Source organism: Algoriphagus marincola DSM 16067 (assembly GCF_000429405.1).
Lineage (GTDB): Bacteria > Bacteroidota > Bacteroidia > Cytophagales > Cyclobacteriaceae > Algoriphagus > Algoriphagus marincola.
Window position 1 is genome coordinate 242,633 of record NZ_KE386897.1, and the last position, 22,532, is coordinate 265,164.

Sequence of the window (22,532 nt, forward strand, 5' to 3'; positions counted from 1 at the left end):
ACCATGCTCAAGAACTACTTCAAAATCGCCTGGAGAAACCTCCTTCGCAATAAGGTCAGAACTACAATCCATATTTTGGGTCTTTCACTGGGGATTGCAATCTGCTTTTTGATCTTTAATATCGTCTGGCATGCTTACAGTTTTGATAATTTCCATCCGGATGGAGATCGGATCTATCGTATTGTCACCGAGAATGATTATGGTGAAATGAAGTACAGCTATCCTGCTGCCCCCGGTCCTTTAGGAGAGGTTCTTGATCAGGAATTAGCAGGAATAGAACAGGTAGGTAGGATTTATAACTTGGGTGAAACTCATGCAAGTATCCCTGATGAAAATAAAAATTTTGGAAGGAAAGATTATATCACTTTTGCTGATCCTGGTTTTTTTAAGATTTTCCCAAGGACTTGGCTTGCCGGAAATCCCGAAACTGCCCTGAAGGAACCCAATCAAGTGGTCATTTCTGAAAAAAGTCTGCAGACCTATTTTCCCAATCAGTCAATTGATCAAATTATCGGGAAAGAACTCCGCTTTGTGGATGCGGACACCATTATGGCAACCGTAGTCGGGGTTGTGGAAGACTACCAAGAGAATACGGATTTTATTTTTCAGGATTTTATCTCCTTTTCTACCATTGCAAAAAATGAAAAAGAAGACTGGTACGGACTCCACTCCTGGACCAATATCAACTCAAGCAGTCAGCTTTTTTTCAAGTCTAGTTTGGGAACGACCGCAGCTAGCCTAAAGCAGGGGCTCAAAGGAATTGCAGGAAAATACTATGCGGATGAAGAGGAGGGTAGTACCACATTTGATGTAGAAGCTTTATCCGAACTGCATTTTTCCTATGGATTGATCAATGAAGCAGGAGCATCCAAACAATTGATTAAAGGCTTATTGATCATCGGTGCTATCATCCTGATTTTGGCCTGTCTGAATTTTATCAATTTGGAAACCGCCCAAGCTATTGGTCGGGCCAAAGAAGTAGGAATCCGTAAAACACTCGGTGGAAACAAGTTACAGCTTATGTTTCAGTTTTTGGCTGAAACTTATTTATTGGTTTTGGGCGCCACCCTCCTCGGTCTTTTGTTCTCTGATTTGATTATGAAGACCTTTCAAAGCTATCTTCCTGAGGGCTTTTCATTGCCTTATTTAGCAGCATACAATCTGGTCTTTCTCTTCTTTTTTGGAATTGTATTGACCTTGATTTCAGGGGTTTATCCGGCCTTGATTTTGGCAAATTATCAGCCTCAGCGAGCACTAAAGGCCGAAAAAATGGGTTCTTCAAAATTTTCTTTTGGAGTCTTTTTACGAAAGAATTTGACGGTCCTACAATTTACCGTTTCCATGGTATTTTTGATTTTGGTGATGGTGATCGGTTCTCAATTGAAATATATCAGCAGTCAGCCTGTGGGCTTTGACAAGGATGCCGTCGTGTATGCCTACTTGCCATTTATGGCTGGTTTTGAAAAAGCTTCTTTGTATCAGGATCAAGTGTCCCAAATGAGTTTTGTTGAAGGAGCGAGTTTGGGAGGAGATGCGATTTCTTCTTCCGGAATCTGGACCTCTGATGTGAGTGTGCCTGTTGATACTACTGAGGCAGAGTTCTTTACTCAGGTGAAAAATGTAGATTCCTCTTTTGTGAAAGTCAATGGAGTGGAAATCCTTTCAGGAAGAAATCTAACACAAAACCGAACAGAAGTTTTGGTCAATGAAAGCTTTATGAAAGAGGCCGGAATTAGTAGCCCTCAGGAAATCTTAGGAAGTTCGATCACAATTGGTGGAGGGCCGAAATCTGTAGTGGGTATTATGAAGGATTTCAATTCCAGATCATTGAAAGAAGAAATTATGCCCATGGTATTTCTTCAAAATCCGGATTATTACAATGTGATTTCGATCAAACTAGGAAAAGGAATCAATTTAGAATCTGCTCTTCAGAGTCTGAAAGAGTCATTTTTGGGTGTTTATCCCTACGAAGAAGTGGATTTTCGCTTTTTGGATGAGGAGATCGCCCAGTTTTATGAGGAAGATGTACGAATTCAGAAGATTCTTTCTTTTTCCAGCATTCTTGCCATTGTCATTTCAGGAATGGGGCTCTTTGGGCTTTCTAGTTTTACCATTTCTCAACGGCTTAAAGAGATCAGTTTGAGAAAGATATTAGGTGCTAGTATTCCCCAATTACTGGCTTTGATCAGTAAGGAATATGTGATCTTGACAGGAATCGCATTTCTTTTGGCTTCGGCTCCTGCCTATTGGCTAGCAAAGCAATTTCTGCAAAGCTATGCCTACCGGATAGCCATGCCTTATTTTCAGTTTTTCTTGGGTGGAGGAATGTTGTTGACACTTTGTTTACTGATTGTGGGTGTACATTCATATTTGGCTTCCACATCCAATCCTGCCGAAGTTTTAAAAGATGAATAGTTATTGTTCGCTGGCGGACAAAAATGTTCGAGACTTTGACAAGTTAAAATTAAAAAAAATGCCTCTGAAGCTTTTTCAGAGGCATTTTTTATGGCATGGAAGTGGAATACTTCTATGTAAATAAATTGCGATAATGATTCAGTTAAAAGAAATAGATAAGTACATCGAGTCCCGTTTTCAGCGGATTTTTCTGTTGAAGGGTATTCATCTGGAAATAAAGGAGGGTGAGTTTCTAACCTTGATGGGTCCCTCCGGTGCCGGAAAATCCACCCTTCTAAATATCCTTGGTCTGCTGGATGAAGAATATGAGGGTGACTACTTTTTCGGGGAAAAGAATATCCGCTCCATGAAAGAGCGTGAGCGCTCCAGTCTTCATAAGAGTGAGTTTGGCTATATCTTCCAAGCCTATCATCTGATCGACGAATTGACGGTCTATGAAAACATTGAAACCCCCTTGCTCTACCGGAAAGTCTCCTCTTCCGAGCGGAAAAGTATCATTGCAGAGCTTTTGGACCGTTTCAACATGGTAGCCAAAAAGGATCTATTTCCCGCACAACTCAGTGGTGGGCAGCAGCAGTTGGTAGGTATCGCAAGAGCCATCGCAGGAAGACCTCGGGTTTTGCTGGCCGACGAACCAACGGGTAATCTTCATTCTGCTCAGGCAAAGGAAATCATGGAAGTCTTTCAGGAATTGCACCGAGAGGGAACGACGATCATTCAGGCCACTCATGCTCGCGAGAATGCTGATTATGGTTCTAGGCTTATCAATCTATTGGATGGAAAAATCGAAAGTGATGAGAAAATTTAATCAAATCATTGTATTCATTTGGTTCGTATTGACTCCCTTGACAGGGTTTTCTCAGGATACTTTGCTTTTGGACTTTCCAAAGGCAGTGGAGCTTGGAATGAAAGCCAATCTGGAGTATCGCATCCAAGAGAATAATCTGGAGATCTTGCAAAAGGAAAAGCAAGTAGCGATGCTTTCACACCTTCCAAGTGTCGGGATTAATTCGAATGTCTTGAGTCAGTCAGGACAGCAATTTCAGCAAGTGGAAGGCGAAATCGTTGTGACCAATGTGACGAATAATATTGTCTCAGGAGGTCTCAATGTCAATATGCCGGTATTCAATGCCGGTAGGAGAATTTTGGATACGCAGTCCGCCAAGTTGGCCTATGAGGCAGGAGAAAAGGGCTTGGAAAGAGCTAAGCAGCAAGTCATATTTGATGTCGCACAACGCTACCTTCAGGTATTGCTTGATGAGGAATTGGTACGAATTGCGAGAGAAAACCTAGAAAATCAGCAGGAACAGCTTCGTCAAATTACAGGTTTTGTGGATGCAGGGATCCGAACTGTTTCTGATTTGTACAATCAGCAATCTGAGGTAGCAAGATTGGAATCGGTCTTGGTAGATGCTGAGATTCAATTGGAAAATGACCGCTGGGCTTTAGCAGAATACCTGCAGCTCGAAGCAGGCGTCACAGCAAGATTGGAACCGGTCAATCCACGGGAACGTGGAAGTGAATTTGGAAGCCAACCCCTCAATACGCTCTACGAAATGGCTATGGCTAACCGACGGGATTTTCAACAGCAACAATTACTTTCCAATTCCTTCAAAAAAGATATGCAGGCCGCCAAGTCTATGTTTTATCCCAGAGTATCTGCATTCTTCAATTACAACACTTTCTTTACCTCATTGGATGAGCGTGGGTTTACCGAACAGCTTTGGCGTATTTACCCTCAAAGAACACTGGGTCTCAGTATCAATATTCCTATTTTTTCTAATTGGCAGACTAGATTGGATGTGACCCGTGCCAAAATGGCCTATGAAAATCAGGAGTTGCAGGAGCAGGCACTGGATCGCAGGATTTTCCAGGATATTCAATTGGCGCAGCAAAATTATCAAGCTGCACTCAAGCGACGTGCAAATACAGCGGTACAAGTCAAAGCGGCAGAGGAGGCAAAAGTGGCTGTAGATGAGCGGTTTAGACTTGGTTTGTCAAATTTTGTTGATTTGGCGACTGGAAATCAGACACTAGTGGCAGCGAGAGCAGACCAAGCTCAGGCGATTTACACCCTGTTTTTCCAAGAAGTGCAAATGCGATTTGCCTTAGGAACTTTAGAGATTCGGCCTACCGAAAACCCTGCTACCGAATAATTGATATAAATAGGAATTGGCGTTTATTCAGATTCTAATTTGCGCTCCTTTACCAAGCCTATATTTCCATGGGCTTGGTTTTTTTTTCTTTTTTATTCCAAGTGAGAAGTGCAACTGTGATTAAAATCAGGATGGTTCCTATCCAATCAATTCCTAAAAAGTTCACTTTAAGCCAAAATACTGCCGTCAAAGCTGCAGATAGGGGTTCTACGCTACAAAGTAGACTCGCTGTGGTCGCTCCGATAATGGAAACTGATCTTAAGAAGAAGTAGAATGAAAGTACGGTTCCGAATAAAATGATGTAGGCAAAGGCGAGTAAGGTTTCTCCATCCCAAAGTCCGGAAAGACTCCATGGTTGGGTGAAAATCGAAAAAGTAATCCCTCCAATAAGCATTCCCCAGCCTGTGATGGCCGCTGGCGAAAATAGCCTAAGAAGTCCCACTGGTTGGATGGTGTAAAAAGCCAAGGCTAAGGCTGACAAAATACCCCAAAGAAGGGCATCTTTTGATATGACAAGCAAATCAAAGGATCCGTGAGTAACCAATAAGAAAATCCCTGAAAGCGCTAGAATTAAAGCTAAGTACTCTGTTGTGATGGGCCATGTTCTATTTTTTACAGCATAAAAAGCTACCACGAATACAGGCCCAATGTATTGAAGAATGGTAGCGGTGGCTGAATTGGAAAGGGAGATACTGTAGAAGTAGGTAAACTGAACGGCTACCATGCCTACAATCCCAAAGAGCAAAATTTGAAGAATATGGATAGGTTTTTTCCAAACTGAAAACGCAGACTTCCGCTCTTGGGACAGCGAAAACAAAATCAAAATGCTCCCTCCGATGATCAATCGCCAAGTAACCAGCCAGGCAGGATCCAGGTTTTTTTCCTCAAAAAGAAACTGTGCACAGGTGCCGGAAATACCCCAAAATATGGCCGAACAAAGTGCCATCAGGATGCCGGGGATTTTCTGATAAGCGGTTGCCTGTGTCATATAAGTTAAATTCAGGCGAATATATTGAGGGTTTTCGATTTTTGATTCTAGGGCCCCAAAATTCATAAATAAAAAATGAAAGAGAATCGAGACTAAATTAAGTCGGTCAGGAATACGAATAGGCTTATTGATAAACCGAATTCTTAAGCTAAATTCAACATGGAAACTCAAATTTCGCTCATAGAAAGCGATTTTACATTTGAAATAGAACCAAGTGATTTAGGCTCAGATAAAAAGCCTTCCAAGATCAATTAAATCACATTCACCAATGAAAAACTACTGGATAGCATTTGCTTTAATCAGCTTTCTTTTCCTTTCCTGCAAGTCAGAAACGGCAAGTGAAGATTCTGAGCTGGAAAACACTGCTGAAATGACAATGAGTGAGGATGGGGTAAAAATGATTCCGATTAGTACACCTTTGGGAGAGTACGAGGTATTTACAAAGCGAGTAGGGGATAACCCCGATATGAAGGTGCTTTTGCTTCATGGAGGACCGGGCATGTCCTATTTGCAGTATGGTAATTTTAAGGAGTATTTCCCGCAGGAAGGAATTGAGTTTATCTGGTACGATCAATTGGGATCGGCTCATTCGGATCAGCCCGATGATTCTTCGCTATGGACTATTGAGCGATTTGTCGATGAAGTAGAGCAGGTTCGGCAAGCTTTGGGGCTTGATAAAGATAATTTCTATCTATTGGGACAATCCTGGGGTGGAATGCTATCGATGGAGTATGCTTTTCGTCATCAGGATAAACTCAAAGGTCTCATTATTTGCAATATGATGTCGAGTCTGGATGAGTATGAAAAATATGCCAAGGAGGTCTTGGGACCACAGATGCCAGATGAGGTTTTTGCTGAATTGATGGAAATCGAAAAAAATCAGGACTTCGAAAATCCCCGTTACATGGAACTCTTGATGGAGCATCATTATCCTCAGCATGTCCTACGCATGCCCTTAGATGAATGGCCGGCAGATGTTAATCAGACCTTGGAACAGGTCAACCCAAACGTATATGTCTACATGCAAGGCCACAGTGAATTCGGAATTACTCCGGGTGCGAGTCTAGAAGGCTGGGATGTTCGGGATCAGTTGAAAGAAATCACGGTGCCCACCTTGGTAGTAGGAGGAACCCACGACACCATGGATCCAAATCATATGGAATGGATGTCGAAAGAGGTTGCAAACGGTAGATTTTTACTTTGTCCGAATGGCAGTCATCTGAGTCAATATGACGATCCGGAGCACTTTTTCCCGGGCGTGATCAAGTTTATCAAGGATGTTAATTCGGGAGAATTTTAAAAGGCAAAAAGGCTCTGAAATTAATCAGGGCCTTTTTTTAGTTCAAAATATTCCAGACGGCGATGAAGTGACTGACTGTCCCTCCCAAAACAAATACATGCCAAATCGCATGAAAAAACAGTCGTTCACTTTTTACATAGAAAAATACCCCAATCGTATAACTTAAGCCTCCTGCTCCGATCCAGAAAAGAGTTTCCATTGAAAGCTTTTCCAGCAGATCATTGAAAAAAAAGACCGCTAACCATCCCATAGTCAGGTAAAGAATGACTGATAGGGTCTTGAACCTTCCGGTAAAAAATATTTTGAAAAAGGTGCCTACCAATACCGTCCCCCAAATGATGGAAAGGAAAATGATCGATTTGTCAGTGGTCAGAATAGCCAAAACCATGGGGGTATAGGAACCTGCGATCAAAAAGTAAATCGATACATGATCGAGTATTTGAAGTCGATTCTTTTTAATAGGGTTCTTTGCAGCATGATAAGCTGTAGAAAAGGCGTAGACCATTAGGATTCCCAAGCTAAAAACAATTGCTCCAATGGTGAACTTGATATCCTGAGTCTCTAGTGATTTTTTGACCAAGAATGGAATTCCAACTAGACCTAAAAGTAAGCCAAGCCCATGAGAAAAGGTATTAGCCAATTCTTCTGATGGACTTTGTGGACGTTTGACTCGGGGGGTAGTGTTTTTATTGGTCACGGTTGGCTGGTTTTTCCAATAGGCATATTGTTTCGGCTCCATTCACTCCAGGAACCTACATATAGAGAAGGAATTTCCAAACCTGCATAATCCATGGCAAGGAGAGTATGGCAAGCGGATACTCCCGATCCACAGTGTACAATGATTTGATCATTATTTTCAAGCAATGGCGAATATTTCTGGTACAAAGCGTCTTTTGAAAGAAAACGCCCCTTATCATCCATGTTTTCTGTCAAAGGAATATTAATGGCACCTGGAATATGACCTGCTATCAAATCGATGGGCTCCTGCTCTCCTCGATATCTTTCTGCTGAACGAACGTCGATCACCATGAAGTCTGGATTTCCAGCTTTCTGAGCTACTTCATCCATAGAGGCAATTGGAAGGGTCCATTCGGATGCTGGATAGGAATCGACTGGATTATTGGAAGATGTTCCTTTTTCTAAAGGGAAATTCTCAGCAATTGCTGCTTGAATTCCCCCTTCCAGAACTTGAATCTTGGTATGACCAAGGGCTCTAAGCATCCACCAAAATCTAGCTGCTGAATTTGCTCCATTTTGATCATCATAAACTACCACATGGGAATCCGGACTAATTCCCAATTTTCCCAAAACCTTACAAAACTCCTTCACCTCTGGAAGTGGATGTCGACCTCCTTCAGCCAGATTTTCTTTGATATCCGCTAATTCCAAATTTGGATCTACAAAGCGTGCTCCTTTCAAATGGCTTTCTTCAAAAATTTTCTTTGGGTTGGCGCTATTTCTAGCATCAACCAATATGAAGTTTGGATTGGTGAAAAGGAATGTTAGCTCGGCAGGGGAAAGGATAGGAGACATGGACTTTTTCTTTTTTTGTAAAGCTAAAAATACCCTTAATGAAAATAAAAAATCCCATCTTTTAGATGGGATTTTGATCGGAATTAAAACTCCTTATTTGATCTGATTCTGGAACTGCTCCATTTTCTGGTCTACTTGCGTATCTACAGGGAAGGTAATTTTGATTGCTTCCCACGCCATAGAAACCAAAGCGGTTTTGTTGTCATTGGCAGAGATTGTGTAGACCAAACGCTCGGTATTTCCACCTCTTTCGGTAGTAGCTTTGAAAGAGACTAGGTCATCCTTAGCCAAAGCTTCCTCATCGATTTTTCCGTCTTTCATGTAATTGTAAATCCACACACCCTTGCTATTGATGTGTACGGTCCAATCTCCAGTTTCGGCAGGGGTCATAAAGATGGAATACTTTCCAGCTCGAACGTTTTTACCAGCTATTGAAACATCAGTGCTAAATTCGATGGTAGTCTGAAGATTAGCTCCTGCTCTCCAAGTCACACCATATTTTTCAATCTCTCCAAAAATCTGTCTGCCACGGACAGCAGGTGAAGAGTAATCAATACTAATTTTAGTAAACCCAACTACCTGAGATACGGTCGCTGCAGGGCTCAAGGCAGGAGTTTGTAATTGGGCTAGAGCAGAAAAGGCGAATGCAAAAGCCAAAAAAGCTGTAAGAGTAAAGAGTTTGATGTGTTTCATTTTATTTGGGATTATGGGTTTTTTGATTTTGAAATAAACCCAAATTTAATCGAGAAGTTCGAATTGGGACAAAAAAAGAAGCCGGACCTCGCGGCCCGGCTTCTTTGCAGATCATTTAAATCAATTTGGGTTGAATGTAATACCCGCAATGATAAAGGTTCCTAGATCTGAATTTTGAGGCTTACTCAAAATATAGATAGGCTGTTTTTCAGCACCTGAGTTTTTATTCATTGGTATTGTAGCCTGTCCATACATGACTGGCATATTCGGGTCTTTCACCACTGGTCCTTGGGTGTAAGTTCCTGATCCGATGAGTTCTCCAGTAGGACTTCCGTGTCGGATCTCAAAGTCCACAGGTGTGGTTATCGGTTCTTGGGAAGCCACAGTGAAGGTAACTGATCCGATGCCATTCATATCTAGTGCAGGAAGTGCAAAATGACCCGCCTCGGAAGGAACAGTCAACAGGTTTCTACCTCCAAAGGCCATAGCTGCATAGCCATTCAGGTCACTGGCAAGGCCAGGATCTACAGAGTTTGAGATCAAGTATAAGGAATTACTTCCTGTCATTGGCTTAACATCAGTGCCGCCTGCATCTGTATAGGATGCATTGATCATCAAGGCTCCCATTGGGGACGGAGTCTTACCCATAGTCGGATCGAGTGTTCCGGTGGCAGGTAGGCTTGGCTTCTGCTCTCCTTTGAGTGAGAAGATATAGGCGATCAAAGCATTCAAATCTGATTCTTTTAGATCTGGATTAGCAGGCATTACGGTTTCACCCCAAATGCCTCCGCCTCCATTTTTAATCTTATCCATCAAGTAACCACGATCTCGAGTTCTATATTTAGCAGCTACTGCTGTGTATGCAGGGCCAATAGACTTTTCATTTTCCTTGTGACAAGTTTTACAAGTGAGCGATTGGACGAGGGCTTTTCCTGTCATTGCTTCACTCATCACCTTGTGACCCATATCTGCTTCAGCCTGATCAAATCCTTCAATGTAATCCGCAGCAACATATAGCTGGCTCATATCATCGGTAGCATGATCTTCATCCGTCACACTGACTTGGTATGCAACTCGCTTGCCTGGGAAATAGAATGATTGATTTCCTTGAACAGTAATGCTTACTTCAGGAGCACTGTTACCAGCATATACAACAGCTTTTGGACTTTCACCCGCCAAACCGGAAGGGTCTGAGGCGCTTACCGTTACTTCATACTCACCGATTTGTTCAAATGTTGTGGTTAAGATAGGTCCTGAACTTGTTTCGGTTTTTCCGTTTCCAAGATTCCAAGTATAGGAGATGGGATCACCTTCTGGATCTTCTGCCTCAGCAGTGAACGTCACAGTCAATGGTAATACTCCGGATTCCTTATCGGCAGTGACTGCTGTGACAATTGGAGCTCGGTTTCCTCCATTGAAATCAATTCTAGCAAGTCCGGAGTCTACATTTTTACTGAACCATCCCGTACCATATTCCAAAATGTACATTTTGCCATCAGGCCCCATTTCCATATCAATTAGGGAATTGAATTTGGTTCCTGGCATGAATGGCTCCATTTTGGAGAAGTCACCGTTTTCTTCCATGGTGACAACTTTCACCCAGCCTCGAATCCAATCATAGATGAAGAGTTTTCCATCAAAGTAATCCGGGAATCTTGTATCGGCAGGATACATGTCCGAGTAATACACAGGACCAGCCATGGCATTTCTTCCTCCCGTCCCTACTTGGGGGAAGTCAGGGGATTTGTCATAAGGATACCAAATAAAGGCTGGTTGGGCAGCAGGCAATTCAGTAATTCCCGTATTGTGAGGAGAGTTATTCACTGGCTTTGTTGGATCGAAAGCAGGTCCGCTTTGTCCTGATTCGTAATTAAATTCGGTATAAGCGTAGTTGTTTCCCACAAAGTATGGCCATCCAAAATTACCTGCTTTTCTAGCTTGATTGACTTCATCATAGCCTTTAGGACCTTTAATTCCCATGGAGTCAGCACGCGCATCCGGTCCTACTTCACCCCAATATAGGAATCCATTTTTCTGATCTACTGAAATACGATAAGGGTTTCTGTTTCCCTGTACGTAGATTTCAGGTCTAGTTCCCTCTGTTCCTGGAGCATAAAGGTTTCCTTCAGGGATGGTATAGCTTCCATCTTCGGCTACTTTGATTCTTAGGATCTTACCTCTTAGGTCATTGGCATTACCTGAACTTCTTCTGGCATCCCATTGCTTGCGTCCATCTCGTGGATCAAGGGGAGCATAGCCATTGAGCGTGTAGCGAGAATCATTTTGGTTGAAAGGAGTGGAATTGTCGCCCAATGAAAGGAAGAGGTTTCCATCCTTGTCAAAGGCAATGGAACCACCTGTATGACAACAGATGTATCGATCTGATGGCACGTCCAAAATGACTGTTTCGGAATCCATATCCCAAACGCCATCTTTGAATACAAAGCGGGAAAGTCTATTAATCTCTTCGTCTCCTGCAGGAGAATAGTATACAAATACGAAATTGTTAGAGGCGTAATTTGGATCTTTTTGGATACCCATCAATCCTTCTTCCGCATTGACTCCACGTACGCCACTTTGCCAATAAACATCCAGTTTGGCTACTTCCTGAAGGCTTTGCTCTGCCTCATTCCAGAATAAGATTTCCCCTCTTCGCTGCGAAATCAAAATATCCAGGCTAGGTAAAACCGTCAATTCAGTGGGTTCGGTAAATTCACCTACAGCAAGCATGGTTTTAGAAAAGCGGTTTTCTTCAGGAGTACGCTTTTGGGAAGCCTGAGAATAATCAAGGGCCATATTTTCACCAATGGCATACTGAATGCCAGCAAGTAGATGCTTCAAGAAATTTTCCTCTTGGTAAGATTCCTTGGTATGTCCCCCTCCTGTGTAGAATGCTCTTCCGCCATCGAATTCATGATACCAAGCGATGGGGTGATCGCCCATATCCAAGCCACCCTGATAGGATGATTCGTCAAGCATTAGAAGTTTTTTCGTGTCAGGATTGACTTTTTTATAAGAATACCACTCATCTGTACGCTCCCATGACTCAGGCAAAAAGTCCACAGATGGATGTTTTTCAGCAGTTTTTGAAATGACACCCGGCTGAACATTAGGATGTGGATCATTGATACCTGGATGGTCAGCAAAATATCCTCCCACCAATTTATTGTACCAGCCCCACTCATACTCGGTGTCTGCTGCTGCATGGATACCCACATAGCCACCTCCGGACTGAATGTACCGCTCAAAATCAGCTTCCTGATAGTGATTCAAAACATCGCCAGTAGTACTCAACCAGATGACTGCAGCGTATTTTTCAAGGTTCTCTTCATTGATGTCTTCAGAATTATCGGTAGCATCTACCTCAAATCCATTCTCAGATCCCAGTTTTTGAATAGCTGCGACCCCGTCAGGGATAGACTCATGATAGAATCCTGCGGTCTTGTGGAAGACCAATACTTTTGGCGCACCCTCTCGCTTTCTGGAGCAAGAGCTAAAGAGAATTCCGCCGACCACTATTAGGGTGAATAGGGTGAATAGGTTTCTTAGGTTTTTGTTAAAATTCATCAGTTTATTTTGGTTTTTTCGGGCAGATGGAATCTTCAACGATTAAAATAATCATTTCTGTGTTTGTTTATTGATGATTTAAATCGTGTCGATTTCATGTAATCGGATATTTTTGTCAAAATAGACAATTTTGAAAATTGAAGAGCTAAATAACTGAAATTCGGTGATTTTTAGTGATAAATCGTTCTATTTTTTCATTATGAAACAATAATTATTGAATATTGTATAATCTCCTAAACAAAAAACATATTGAACAACATACGTCATGATTGAATTCCTGAAAAAATATAGCCTTTTATCCTTTAGCTTACTGGGCTTCGGTTGTATACAAAATGAGGTGGTAGAAGTCCCGATCGGCGAGGATATCATTCTAATCAATCAAAGTCAAGGGCCCACTTTGGGCTTTTCTAAAACCTCTGGTATTGATTTGTTTGAGGATGGTGGTTTGATCTTTAAAGATTTAAATAAAAGTGGTGGATTGGATCCCTATGAAGACTGGCGGCTTGATTCAGATCAGCGTGCCAAGGACCTTGCCTCCCTTATGTCTAAAGAGCAGATTGCAGGACTCATGCTTTACAGCTCGCATCAATCAATACCCGCTAATCCTCAAGGTTTTGGTGCAGGTACCTATGGAGGAAAGCCATTTAGCGAAAGTGGTATGCCTTCTTTCAGTATTTCTGATCAGCAAAGGAAATTTCTAGAAAAGGATAACCTGCGACATGTCTTGCTTACTCGGGTTGAGAGTCCCGAGGTGGCCGCAGAATGGAATAATCAGGTACAAGCTTTTGTGGAAGGATTGGGTCTAGGGATTCCATCGAATAATAGTTCTGACCCCCGTCATGGTCCTGTAGCCAGTACTGAATATAATGCCGGTTCTGGTGGACAGATTTCCATGTGGCCTGAAGCTTTAGGCCTTGCTGCAACGTTTGATCCCAAATTGGTAGAGCGTTTTGGTGAAGTAGCTTCGATGGAGTATCGGGCTTTGGGGATTTCTACGGCCTTATCTCCTCAGATAGATTTGGGTACTGAACCCCGCTGGAATCGGATCAAAGGAACATTCGGCGAAGATTCCCAGCTTTCGGCAGATATGGCTAGAGCTTATGTGGATGGTTTTCAGACTTCCAAAGGAGCCTCAGAGATCAGAAATGGATGGGGATTTCATAGTGTCAATGCCATGGTCAAACACTGGCCAAGTGGTGGACCGGAAGAAGGCGGTCGGGATGGTCATTTCGCCTATGGTAAATTTGCCGTTTACCCAGGAAATAATTTTGAGGAACATTTGATTCCTTTTACAGAGGGAGCTTTTAAGCTGAATGGCCCCACCAAAACTGCGATGGCTGTGATGCCCTACTACACCATCTCGGTAGGCCAAGATAGTGTGGCCAATGGTTATTCGAAATATCTGATCACTGACCTGCTTCGCAATACATATGGGTATGAAGGAGTCGTTTGTACCGACTGGGGAGTGACAGGTAATGAAGGGCCTGGCGTGGAGGTTTTTGCAGGCAAACCTTGGGGTTTGGAAGAAAAGACCATCGCAGAGCGGCACTTTCAGGTGTTGATGGCTGGAGCAGATCAGTTTGGAGGAAATAATGATAAAATACCTGTCTTGGAAGCATTTGATCTGATGGAGAAGGAACTTGGTCCTGAAGCTACAAGAGTGCGAATTGAGCAATCTGCTGTTCGTTTGCTACGGAATATTTTTAATGCTGGACTCTTCGAAAATCCCTACCTAGATCCGCAGGCAAGTCAGGGTTTTGTGGGTAATCCTGATTTGATGAAAGAAGGATACGAGGCTCAAACAAAGTCAGTAATACTTCTTAAAAATGAGGTAGAGATTCTTCCTTTGAAGGAAAAGAAAAAGGTTTTTATCCCCAAAAAGTATATCCCATCCACGACTAATTGGTGGGGTGTAAAAAGTGAAGCAAAATGGGTGGATCCTGTCAATCTCAGTATCGCCTCCAAGTATGTAGATTTGGTGGACTCCCCTGAGGAAGCTGATCTGGCCCTGGTTTTTGTAAGCAGTCCTGAGTCAGGGACCGGCTATGACAAGGAGGACAGAGCAAATGGAGGTAATGGCTACGTGCCGATTTCCCTTCAATATGAACCTTATGTCGCTACCCTCGCACGAGAGGAAAGTTTGGCTGCTGGAGATCCAGTAGTCGATCCAGACATCACTAATAGAAGCTACAATGGAAAGCTGGTGGAAACAGCCAATCACCAGGACTTAAAAACCATTTTGGACACCCGAGCATCGATTGGGGAAAAGCCTGTTATAGTAGTTGTCAATGCCGCCAACCCAATGGTATTGGCCGAATTTGAAAATCAGGTAAATGGTATTTTCTTCCATTTTGGAGTACAGGATCAAGTGATTTTTGATTTGTTGATAGGTAAATCTGAGCCCTCAGCGCTGTTGCCGATTCAGCTTCCCGCTTCGATGGCTACCGTGGAAACTCAGCAGGAGGATGTTCCTCATGATATGGAAGTACATGTAGATGCACTCGGCAATGCATACGATTTTGCCTTTGGGATGAATTGGTCAGGAGTCATTCAGGACGATCGAGTAAAGAAGTATAAGAAAAACTGATAGTATATAACTACAGTAAGAGTCCAGTCCGAAACATTCGGATTGGACTTTTTATGCACTAGGACATTATTTTGGCTCCTTCACTGATTTTTACCTGAATAAATGTTGGGGCTACACCGAAGTTCTCTACATAAGATTGCTCGATTTTATTTTGAAAAGTAGAGATCTGCTCAATTGGGATCAGGTTGATGGTGCATCCTCCAAAACCACCACCCATCATTCTAGCCCCTAAAACACCCGGAAATTCCCAAGCTTTTTCTGCCAAGAAATCCAGCTCGGGACAGGAAACCTCATAGTCTCTGCTAAGGCTTCGATGAGACTCATTCATTAGCTTTCCAAATGCTTTCAAATCACCTTGTTTTAGGTAATTAGCGGCTAGCTGTACTCTTTCGCATTCGGTGATCACATGTTTGGCCTTTGGGAAAAGAGAAGAGGGGAGCAGTTTCTCGACCTCATTCAGATTCTCATTTTTCAAGTCCCTCAAAGTTTGAATATAAGGGAAATGCGCTCGGAGTAATTGAACGCTTTCTTCACAAGCTGCTCTCCGTTGATTGTATGCCGAGTCTGCAAGAGAGTGCTTCACATTGCTATTGACAAGAAGTAGGGAGTATTCACCAAGATCAATTGGGATTTCCTGATGCTGATTGCTTCTGCAGTCTAATAAGAGGGCATGGTTTTTTTTTCCAAAAGCTGAAGCGTAAGGATCCATAATCCCACAATTGACCCCTGCGAATTGATGTTCTGAGTTTTGAGCGTATTTAGAAATGGAAAGTGGATTGAACTTTAACCCGAAAAGTTGAGAAAGTGCTGTTCCGATCGAGACGGATAAAGCTGCGGAAGAAGATAGACCTGCTCCTAGGGGTATATTTCCCCCAATCACCATATCAAAACCTTCAAAGGGATAACCAGCTTGTTTCAACTGAGCTAAAAATCCCATCACATAAGTGCTCCAATGCCCTTTTTTGGGTGAAAAGCTCTTCCAGTCAAAGGTGAATTCCTCTTCAAAATCCATGGAGTACAAGCGACAAAATGGAAGTTCATTTTTCTGAACTCCTGTCCAAATTCCAAATTGAACTGCTGCTGGGAATACAAAGCCTTCTTGGTAGTCGGTATGCTCTCCGATGAGGTTGATTCGTCCCGGGGCAAAAGCAATGATTGGATTTCCTCCGAAATATTGATGGAAATGAGCCTTTAATTCTGAGGTCAAATCAAATTGATTTTTGGGAAGACTTTCTTGGAACAAGTGTCGTGTCCAAAACGATGGAAATTGGATCATCAGAAGCCAAACCGTCCAACTGATCCAAAAGGTGACTGACAGCAAGCTTACCCATCTCGTATCCAGGTTGGGAAACAGTGGTCAGGGGTGGCTCCACTACAGCCGAGGTAGGATTATTAGTGAAACCTGCCAATGCTATCTGCTCCGGAACTTTCAAGCCAATGCTTTTCCAGTAGGTGAGTACATCTACCGCAACTGGATCTATCATGCAAAAAACAGCGTCTGGCAAAGGATCCATTTCAGCTATTTCTTTGGCTATCTGGATATTACCGCTTTCTGTCAGATCCGATACTTTGATGAAATCAGGATTTTCCTCCATTCCATACTCTTTAAGTGCTTTGAGGTATCCTTCTTTTCGTTTTTTGGAAATGTATAGATCCTCAGGACCTGAAACATACACAATGGAGCGACAACCTGTCTCTAGCAAATGGTTGCTTACTTGATAAGCTCCTCCGGCATCATTGAATGTTACTTTTGAAACAGGGATATCCTCTTGCACTCTATCAAATAGCACAAATGGGATTTCACGGTTATAAAGCTCAAAAAGATGCTCGTAATGGTTGGTTTCGCGGCTAAGTGAAATCAATAAGGCGTCTACTTGTGAAGCTACCAAGGTTTTGATGTTGGCAATTTCCTGATCAATGGATTCATTGGATTGGCAAATCATCACATTATACCCTCTTGAATTGGCGTGATCTTGAATACCGCTAATACAGGATGCAAAAAAGTGCGAGGTAATCTCTGGTACGATGACCCCCAGGGTTTTGGTACGGCTGATTCGAAGACTTTGTGCCAATAAATTGGGCTGGTAATTCATCTCCTTCGCCATTTCTACGATCTTCCGCTTGGTCTCTTCATGGAGCTCAGGGGAGTCCTTCAATGCTCTAGAAACAGTAGATACAGAAACCCCCAATTTCTTGGCGATTTCTTTCATTGTGACCTGATGCCCTTTTTTCATGATAACTCTTTTTTAGAAAATCAAATAATACAGCAAATTGAAAAGAATACTCGATTCCCTTACGAAATGTTTGAATTTCGGCAATTCAAATCCTTTTACATTAGCAATATTGCAAAGATTTAGCAGAAAACTACTATTCTTGGAAAACAGTGAATAAAACCGTCTCACCCACGGCTTGAAGTGGTTTTTTATCGATCAAGTCCAGATTATCCTGATGGGTGTGATGATAATGCCCAAATCCATACTGTGGAGAAAACTCAATAATGTCGATCATGGGAATCTGCGCATATTCATTGACAAAAAGGTGATCATCCAAGATTTCCGGAGAGTCTTGATTGATGAAAAATGCCGAATGTCCCAATTTAGAAGCATGATCCCATACTTTTTTGAGAATGCCGGAGGCGTATCGTCTGGAGTAGCCTTCTCGGTAGAATCGAGCTCCTTTAGCACCCACCAAATCCACCAAAATACCGTAGTATGCTGAGTAGTTTGGAGTGTGCTTATTTTGTGACCAATGCTGTGAACCCAAACACCACCAAACTTGAGAATTGTCTCTTATACGAGCTGTTTCTGGCTCTCCATCGTCCTCTCCGTCAAATAGGATAATGTCGATTCCCACATCCGGTTTGAGATCACCGGAACCGATTACTCGGGCTATTTCCATCAGGACCCCGACACCTGAACCTCCATCGTTTGCACCATCGATAGGTTCATCGATCCGCTCAGTGTCTTTATCAGCGATTCTGCGCGTATCCCAGTGAGCTGCCAGCAGGATTCGTTTGGTAGCCTGAGGATTATAGGATGCAATAATATTGCTGAGGTCCCAAGTGAGTCCATCATAGGTTTTCGCTTGAAAGTCCTGCGTTTGAACTGACCAATTCCAAGACTCAAGCTGATCGATAATCCAAGCTTTGGTATTAGCATGTCCCGTGGTGCCAGGAACCCGGGGTCCAAAACTTACCTGCTTTTCAATAAAGGCATAAGCCGAATCAGCACTAAAGGTAGGGTAGGGCTTGACTACCACCTCGGGAACTTTGGTTTCGGTAGTTTTTTCAGATGAACAAGCCCAGGCAAATGCCAACAAAAGCAAAATCCAGATTTTATTCTTCATATGCCCAGTCTATCTTGTCTTTCATGTCTTTGACTACAAATCCCATAGATTTTAATCCAGCACGGATTTCATCTACTTTTTGGTAATCTCTCGCTGTTTTAGCCTCTCCATAGAGCTTCAAAAGAAGATCAAGCATAGGTTCTTGTACTTCACTTTTTTCTTCCATAAGACCCAGAATGTCCACCACGAATGTGATGAAAGTTTCCTTGAGTTTTTGGAAAACTACTTCTCCTAGAGCTGCTGCTTTCAACTGACCCGTGAAAATGGAGTTGATCTTTTTCAGTAGGTTGAATAAGTGGCCGATGGCTTGAGCTGTGTTGAAGTCATCATCCATGGCTCTGTAGGCATTTGCAATACTGGATTCGATTTGCTGGATTTGCTTTTCGTCCAATTCCACTCCGTTTTCAGGCTGGAATTCAAGTATTCTGGCAATTCGAAGTCCATTGATCAGCTTTTTGTAACCTTTTTGAGCTGCTTTCAGTGCCTCATTGGAAAAGTCCAAAGTGGAGCGGTAATGAGCTGTCAGCATGAAATAGCGAATAGTCATTGGGCTGTAAGCTTGCTCGAGCAAGTCATGACTGCCGCTGAAAAGCTCTTGCAGCGTGATGAAATTGCCCAAAGATTTCCCCATCTTTTGCCCATTGATGGTAATCATGTTATTATGCATCCAGTAGCGGGCAGGGTCCTGATGATTGCAGGCATTTCCCTGAGCAATTTCGCATTCATGATGCGGAAACATCAGGTCCATTCCACCACCGTGAATATCAAACTGATTGCCCAGATATTTGGAGCTCATCGCGGTACATTCGAGATGCCAGCCCGGAAAACCGATTCCCCAAGGTGACTCCCATTTCATTAAGTGCTCGGGTGCTGCATTTTTCCAAAGGGCAAAATCTACAGCATTCCGCTTTTCTCCCTGACCGTCCAAGTCCCGGCTTCCACTCATCAGTTCTTCTAGGACACGGCCAGAAAGCTTCCCGTATTTATAGGATTGATTGTATTTAAGCACATCAAAATAGACCGATCCGTTGACCTCGTATGCCAAACCTTCTTTAAGAATGGCTTCTACTAAGGCTATTTGTTCGGGAATATGTCCGGTTGCCCGAGGCTCAATGCTCGGCTTCCAGGTATTCAACGCAGCCATGTCCCGATGGTAGGTGTCCGTATACTGCTGAGCTACCTCCATGGGTTCGAGTTGCTCCAGTTTGGCTTTTTTGGCGATTTTATCCTCACCTTCATCCGCATCACCAGTCAGATGACCTACATCGGTAATGTTCCGAACGTAGCGCACACGATAGCCTAGATGAGTCAAATAGCGATTGACCGTATCAAAGGTGACTGCGGGCCGGGCATGTCCTAAATGGGCATCACCGTAGACGGTGGGACCGCAGACATACATGCCTACAAATGGCGGGTTGATGGCTTGAAATTCTTCTTTTTCCCTGCTAAGGGTATTGTAAAGTTTGAGTTGATGCGACTTCATAAGTCTTCAAAAGTACGAATTACGAATGATGAAACACGATGAGTAGGTAGTCTGGTTTCAATGATAGCGCAAAATAGCTGAAAAATAGGGTAGATTGAAGTAAGGGAGGAATCTTAGCATGTTTTATTTAAGGGTTTCAAAAATATATATTTTCTAGCCCTGATTTCTTCAATAGTTCAAGAAGCTTTTCTTTTGGGAGGTTGTCAAATTCACTTTTGTCAAAAATGTGGCTTAGGTAGACTTCTTGATCTTTGTCTACGAAAAAATAGATTTTTATAGCACCTCCAATCAAGTCTTGATTATCCTTTTAGGCAAACATCAATTTACCTTTAGGCTTCGGGATGGGCCTCCCAATTTCATTTGCTGTTTCAATCCATTCTTGAATTACAATCTCAACATTTTGAAGAGCTTCTAAATAACTAGCTCCATCGGCAGCACAGCCAGCAAGTTCTGGAACTTCAGCAATGAATGATTCGTCAGCCTCGCTCCAGTAAATAATAATTTCGTATCGTGGGTCAGTCTTCACTTTTTTTTACACTTAATTGATATTTCAATATAATTAATCTTACTTGTTTATCTGATAAGGTTTTGCCTTACTATTTTTTTCTTGAAGATTAAGGATCTCTTCCACACCATCTTTGCTAAATATGTGGTGACTGCCTTTGATCCTTTCCGAAAAACCAAAAATCAAAATCAAATTTCTTAATTCTGGAAAGCTAATATTATTATCTGAGCTTCCTGAGAGGATTTTGGCAATAAGTATTTCATACTTACCCATATCCTAAATTAATCTATTTTTTGAATTTGGTATTCATTTTTGAAATCGGTTTCCCCAACAAAAAAACCTCCGATCCCAATGGAACCGGAGGTCTTTGAAATTTTGAAAGAAGACCTTCGAGGTTTTTGAAACCTCAAAAGTCAGTCCATTAATGCTTGAAGTGTCTCACTCCCGTCATTACCATGCTCATGCCATGAGAATCGCAGAAGTCGATGCTGTCTTGGTCCTTAATGGATCCACCCGGCTGTACCACCGCCGTGATTCCAGCTTCATGGGCAATCTCCACACAATCCGGGAAAGGGAAGAAAGCATCCGATGCCATCACCGCACCCTTCAAGTCAAAGCCAAATTCTCTCGCTTTGATAATTGCCTGTTTCAATGCGTCAACTCGTGAAGTTTGTCCTACACCGGAAGCGAAAAGCTGAGAATCGTTGCTCAACACAATGGTATTGGATTTGGTGTGCTTGCAAACTTTAGCTGCGAAAACCAAAGCGTCTAATTCTTTATCGGAAGGAGCAACTTTGGTGACTACCTTAAAATCCTCCTTGCTTTCTGTAGCCAAATCCTTGTCCTGCTCGATAACTCCATTAAGCAAGGTCTTGATCATTTTGGTGCCAGGCAAAGCCATTTTTTGGCGAAGAAGGATTCGGTTCTTTTTGCCTTTTAAAACTTCCAATGCTTCCTCTGTAAACTCAGGAGCAATCAATACCTCAAAAAACAAGGAATGCATTTCTTCAGCTGCGGCTTTGTCGACGGTTTTATTGGTGACCAATACGCCACCAAAAGCAGAAGTGGTATCAGCCGCAAAGGCTTTTTGATAAGCTTCTTTCACAGAATCTGCCGTGGCACAACCGCAGGCATTGGTGTGCTTCAAAATAGCGAAGGCTGTTTGGTCAGGGAATTCAGCAATTAGATTGACAGCAGCATCGACATCGACCAAGTTATTGTAAGAAAGCTCTTTTCCGTTCAGTTGATCGAAAAGGTTCTCCAAATCACCATAAAAATGAGCCGCTTGATGTGGGTTTTCTCCATAGCGGAGTGCTTTAGCTTTGCTTTCCGAAACCTTCAAGGCTGGAATATTTTCGCTTTGGTTGAAATAGTTGAAAATATGGGTGTCGTAATTGGAAGAAACTTGAAAAGCCTGTGCGGCAAAGTATCTTCTATCTTCCAAAGTAGTTCCTCCATCTTGCTCAGTCAATTTTGCCTCCAATTCAGCATATTGATTTTTGGAAGCAATGATGGTTACATCTTTGAAGTTTTTGGCAGCGGCTCGGATCAAAGAAATTCCTCCGATGTCGATTTTTTCGATGATATCTGCCTCAGAAGCTCCGGAAGCTACCGTTTCCTCAAAAGGATACAAATCCACGATGACCAAGTCGATGGCCGGAATGTCAAATTCATCTGCTTGGGATACATCGCCTTCATTTTCCCTTCGATACAAAATCCCACCGAATACCTTTGGGTGGAGGGTTTTCACTCTTCCTCCAAAAATGGAAGGGTAGGAGGTCAACTCTTCAACCGGAATGACTTCAGCTCCTTGTTCTTCTATGAATTTTTGGGTGCCGCCTGTGGAGTAGATTTTCACTCCATGTTTTTTCAGACGGGCGATGATAGGTTCAAGATTGTCTTTGTAAAAGACTGAAATGAGGGCAGATTCGATTTTTTTGACAGCCATTTTTTGAATGGA

Annotated in this window: 17 protein-coding genes; 5 read left to right on the top strand and 12 right to left on the bottom strand. The window is 42.6% G+C overall.

What is annotated here, in order from left to right; translation table 11 throughout:
* The first annotated feature begins 3 nt into the window (after positions 1-3).
* The 3 genes from G457_RS0116105 to G457_RS0116115 all read left to right on the top strand — a co-directional run bounded on the left by G457_RS0116105 (position 4) and on the right by G457_RS0116115 (position 4,571).
* Positions 4-2,415, top strand: coding sequence for an ABC transporter permease (locus G457_RS0116105; protein ID WP_026947381.1), 2,412 nt, complete (start codon positions 4-6; stop codon positions 2,413-2,415).
* Positions 2,416-2,548: 133 nt separating this feature from the next.
* Entirely contained in the window at positions 2,549-3,223 is a 675-nt protein-coding gene (locus tag G457_RS0116110) for an ABC transporter ATP-binding protein (RefSeq protein ID WP_026947382.1), read from the top strand.
* Positions 3,210-4,571 carry a TolC family protein gene (locus tag G457_RS0116115; RefSeq protein ID WP_051260885.1) on the top strand — a complete coding sequence of 454 codons (1,362 nt, stop codon included), beginning with the start codon at positions 3,210-3,212 and terminating at the stop codon, positions 4,569-4,571. Before G457_RS0116110 ends, G457_RS0116115 begins: the two co-directional genes overlap by 14 nt.
* Before the next feature lie 58 nt (positions 4,572-4,629).
* On the opposite strand, the gene G457_RS0116120 is transcribed toward G457_RS0116115, so the two are convergent.
* Positions 4,630-5,559, bottom strand: a complete 930-nt coding sequence (locus tag G457_RS0116120) for a DMT family transporter (RefSeq protein WP_051260886.1) — start codon at positions 5,557-5,559, stop codon at positions 4,630-4,632.
* Between the two features lie 268 nt (positions 5,560-5,827).
* On the opposite strand from G457_RS0116120, the gene G457_RS0116130 reads away from it, so the two are divergent.
* Entirely contained in the window at positions 5,828-6,859 is a 1,032-nt protein-coding gene (locus G457_RS0116130) for a proline iminopeptidase-family hydrolase (protein ID WP_026947385.1), read from the top strand.
* A 37-nt stretch (positions 6,860-6,896) separates the two neighbouring features.
* On the opposite strand, the gene trhA is transcribed toward G457_RS0116130, so the two are convergent.
* The 4 genes from trhA to G457_RS0116160 all read right to left on the bottom strand — a co-directional run bounded on the left by trhA (position 6,897) and on the right by G457_RS0116160 (position 12,652).
* Positions 6,897-7,556, bottom strand: a complete 660-nt coding sequence (gene trhA / locus G457_RS0116135) for a PAQR family membrane homeostasis protein TrhA (RefSeq protein ID WP_051260887.1) — start codon at positions 7,554-7,556, stop codon at positions 6,897-6,899.
* The gene (locus G457_RS0116140) at positions 7,553-8,392 is read right to left on the bottom strand and encodes a sulfurtransferase (protein WP_026947387.1); all 840 of its coding nucleotides are present in this window, start codon (positions 8,390-8,392) and stop codon (positions 7,553-7,555) included. Before G457_RS0116140 ends, trhA begins: the two co-directional genes overlap by 4 nt.
* A 93-nt stretch (positions 8,393-8,485) precedes the next feature.
* A complete protein-coding gene (locus G457_RS0116150) occupies positions 8,486-9,085 on the bottom strand; it encodes a DUF2911 domain-containing protein (protein WP_026947388.1) in 600 nt (199 codons plus the stop codon).
* A gap of 120 nt (positions 9,086-9,205) precedes the next feature.
* Positions 9,206-12,652 (bottom strand): ThuA domain-containing protein, encoded by a 3,447-nt coding sequence (locus G457_RS0116160; RefSeq protein WP_026947389.1) that lies wholly within the window; start codon positions 12,650-12,652, stop codon positions 9,206-9,208.
* A 265-nt stretch (positions 12,653-12,917) separates the two neighbouring features.
* On the opposite strand from G457_RS0116160, the gene G457_RS21735 reads away from it, so the two are divergent.
* Complete coding sequence (locus G457_RS21735) at positions 12,918-15,239, top strand: glycoside hydrolase family 3 protein (protein ID WP_051260862.1); 2,322 nt, start codon at positions 12,918-12,920, stop codon at positions 15,237-15,239.
* Positions 15,240-15,297: 58 nt separating this feature from the next.
* Here G457_RS21735 and G457_RS0116170 read toward each other — a convergent pair whose 3' ends face one another.
* The 7 genes from G457_RS0116170 to purH form a co-directional block, all read right to left on the bottom strand.
* Entirely contained in the window at positions 15,298-16,446 is a 1,149-nt protein-coding gene (locus G457_RS0116170; protein WP_026947390.1) for a galactokinase, read from the bottom strand.
* Between the two features lies 1 nt (position 16,447).
* Positions 16,448-17,473, bottom strand: coding sequence for a LacI family DNA-binding transcriptional regulator (locus G457_RS0116175; protein WP_026947391.1), 1,026 nt, complete (start codon positions 17,471-17,473; stop codon positions 16,448-16,450).
* 133 nt (positions 17,474-17,606) lie between these two features.
* Positions 17,607-18,584: a M28 family peptidase gene (locus G457_RS0116185; protein WP_026947392.1), complete on the bottom strand. Its 978-nt coding sequence runs from the start codon at positions 18,582-18,584 to the stop codon at positions 17,607-17,609.
* Positions 18,574-20,067: a cysteine--tRNA ligase gene (gene cysS / locus G457_RS0116190; RefSeq protein WP_026947393.1), complete on the bottom strand. Its 1,494-nt coding sequence runs from the start codon at positions 20,065-20,067 to the stop codon at positions 18,574-18,576. The genes G457_RS0116185 and cysS overlap by 11 nt, the downstream gene beginning before the upstream one ends.
* A gap of 307 nt (positions 20,068-20,374) precedes the next feature.
* Positions 20,375-20,593, bottom strand: coding sequence for a type II toxin-antitoxin system HicB family antitoxin (locus G457_RS0116200; protein ID WP_026947394.1), 219 nt, complete (start codon positions 20,591-20,593; stop codon positions 20,375-20,377).
* A 39-nt stretch (positions 20,594-20,632) separates the two neighbouring features.
* Entirely contained in the window at positions 20,633-20,845 is a 213-nt protein-coding gene (locus G457_RS21740) for a hypothetical protein (protein ID WP_211230238.1), read from the bottom strand.
* A 148-nt stretch (positions 20,846-20,993) separates the two neighbouring features.
* Entirely contained in the window at positions 20,994-22,520 is a 1,527-nt protein-coding gene (gene purH / locus G457_RS0116215; RefSeq protein WP_026947395.1) for a bifunctional phosphoribosylaminoimidazolecarboxamide formyltransferase/IMP cyclohydrolase, read from the bottom strand.
* Between the last annotated feature and the right edge of the window lie 12 nt (positions 22,521-22,532).

What these genes read in the sequence shown, in the direction of transcription:
- purH (WP_026947395.1), bottom strand. Translation starts at nt 22,520, where the DNA reads ATGGCTGTCAAAAAAATCGAATCTGCCCTCATTTCAGTCTTTTACAAA.
- G457_RS0116175 (WP_026947391.1), bottom strand. Translation starts at nt 17,473, where the DNA reads ATGAAAAAAGGGCATCAGGTCACAATGAAAGAAATCGCCAAGAAATTG.
- G457_RS0116185 (WP_026947392.1), bottom strand. Translation starts at nt 18,584, where the DNA reads ATGAAGAATAAAATCTGGATTTTGCTTTTGTTGGCATTTGCCTGGGCT.
- G457_RS0116160 (WP_026947389.1), bottom strand. Translation starts at nt 12,652, where the DNA reads ATGAATTTTAACAAAAACCTAAGAAACCTATTCACCCTATTCACCCTA.
- G457_RS0116150 (WP_026947388.1), bottom strand. Translation starts at nt 9,085, where the DNA reads ATGAAACACATCAAACTCTTTACTCTTACAGCTTTTTTGGCTTTTGCA.
- G457_RS21740 (WP_211230238.1), bottom strand. Translation starts at nt 20,845, where the DNA reads ATGGGTAAGTATGAAATACTTATTGCCAAAATCCTCTCAGGAAGCTCA.
- G457_RS0116140 (WP_026947387.1), bottom strand. Translation starts at nt 8,392, where the DNA reads ATGTCTCCTATCCTTTCCCCTGCCGAGCTAACATTCCTTTTCACCAAT.
- G457_RS0116120 (WP_051260886.1), bottom strand. Translation starts at nt 5,559, where the DNA reads ATGACACAGGCAACCGCTTATCAGAAAATCCCCGGCATCCTGATGGCA.
- cysS (WP_026947393.1), bottom strand. Translation starts at nt 20,067, where the DNA reads ATGAAGTCGCATCAACTCAAACTTTACAATACCCTTAGCAGGGAAAAA.
- G457_RS0116115 (WP_051260885.1), top strand. Translation starts at nt 3,210, where the DNA reads ATGAGAAAATTTAATCAAATCATTGTATTCATTTGGTTCGTATTGACT.
- G457_RS0116105 (WP_026947381.1), top strand. Translation starts at nt 4, where the DNA reads ATGCTCAAGAACTACTTCAAAATCGCCTGGAGAAACCTCCTTCGCAAT.
- G457_RS0116130 (WP_026947385.1), top strand. Translation starts at nt 5,828, where the DNA reads ATGAAAAACTACTGGATAGCATTTGCTTTAATCAGCTTTCTTTTCCTT.
- G457_RS21735 (WP_051260862.1), top strand. Translation starts at nt 12,918, where the DNA reads ATGATTGAATTCCTGAAAAAATATAGCCTTTTATCCTTTAGCTTACTG.
- G457_RS0116110 (WP_026947382.1), top strand. Translation starts at nt 2,549, where the DNA reads ATGATTCAGTTAAAAGAAATAGATAAGTACATCGAGTCCCGTTTTCAG.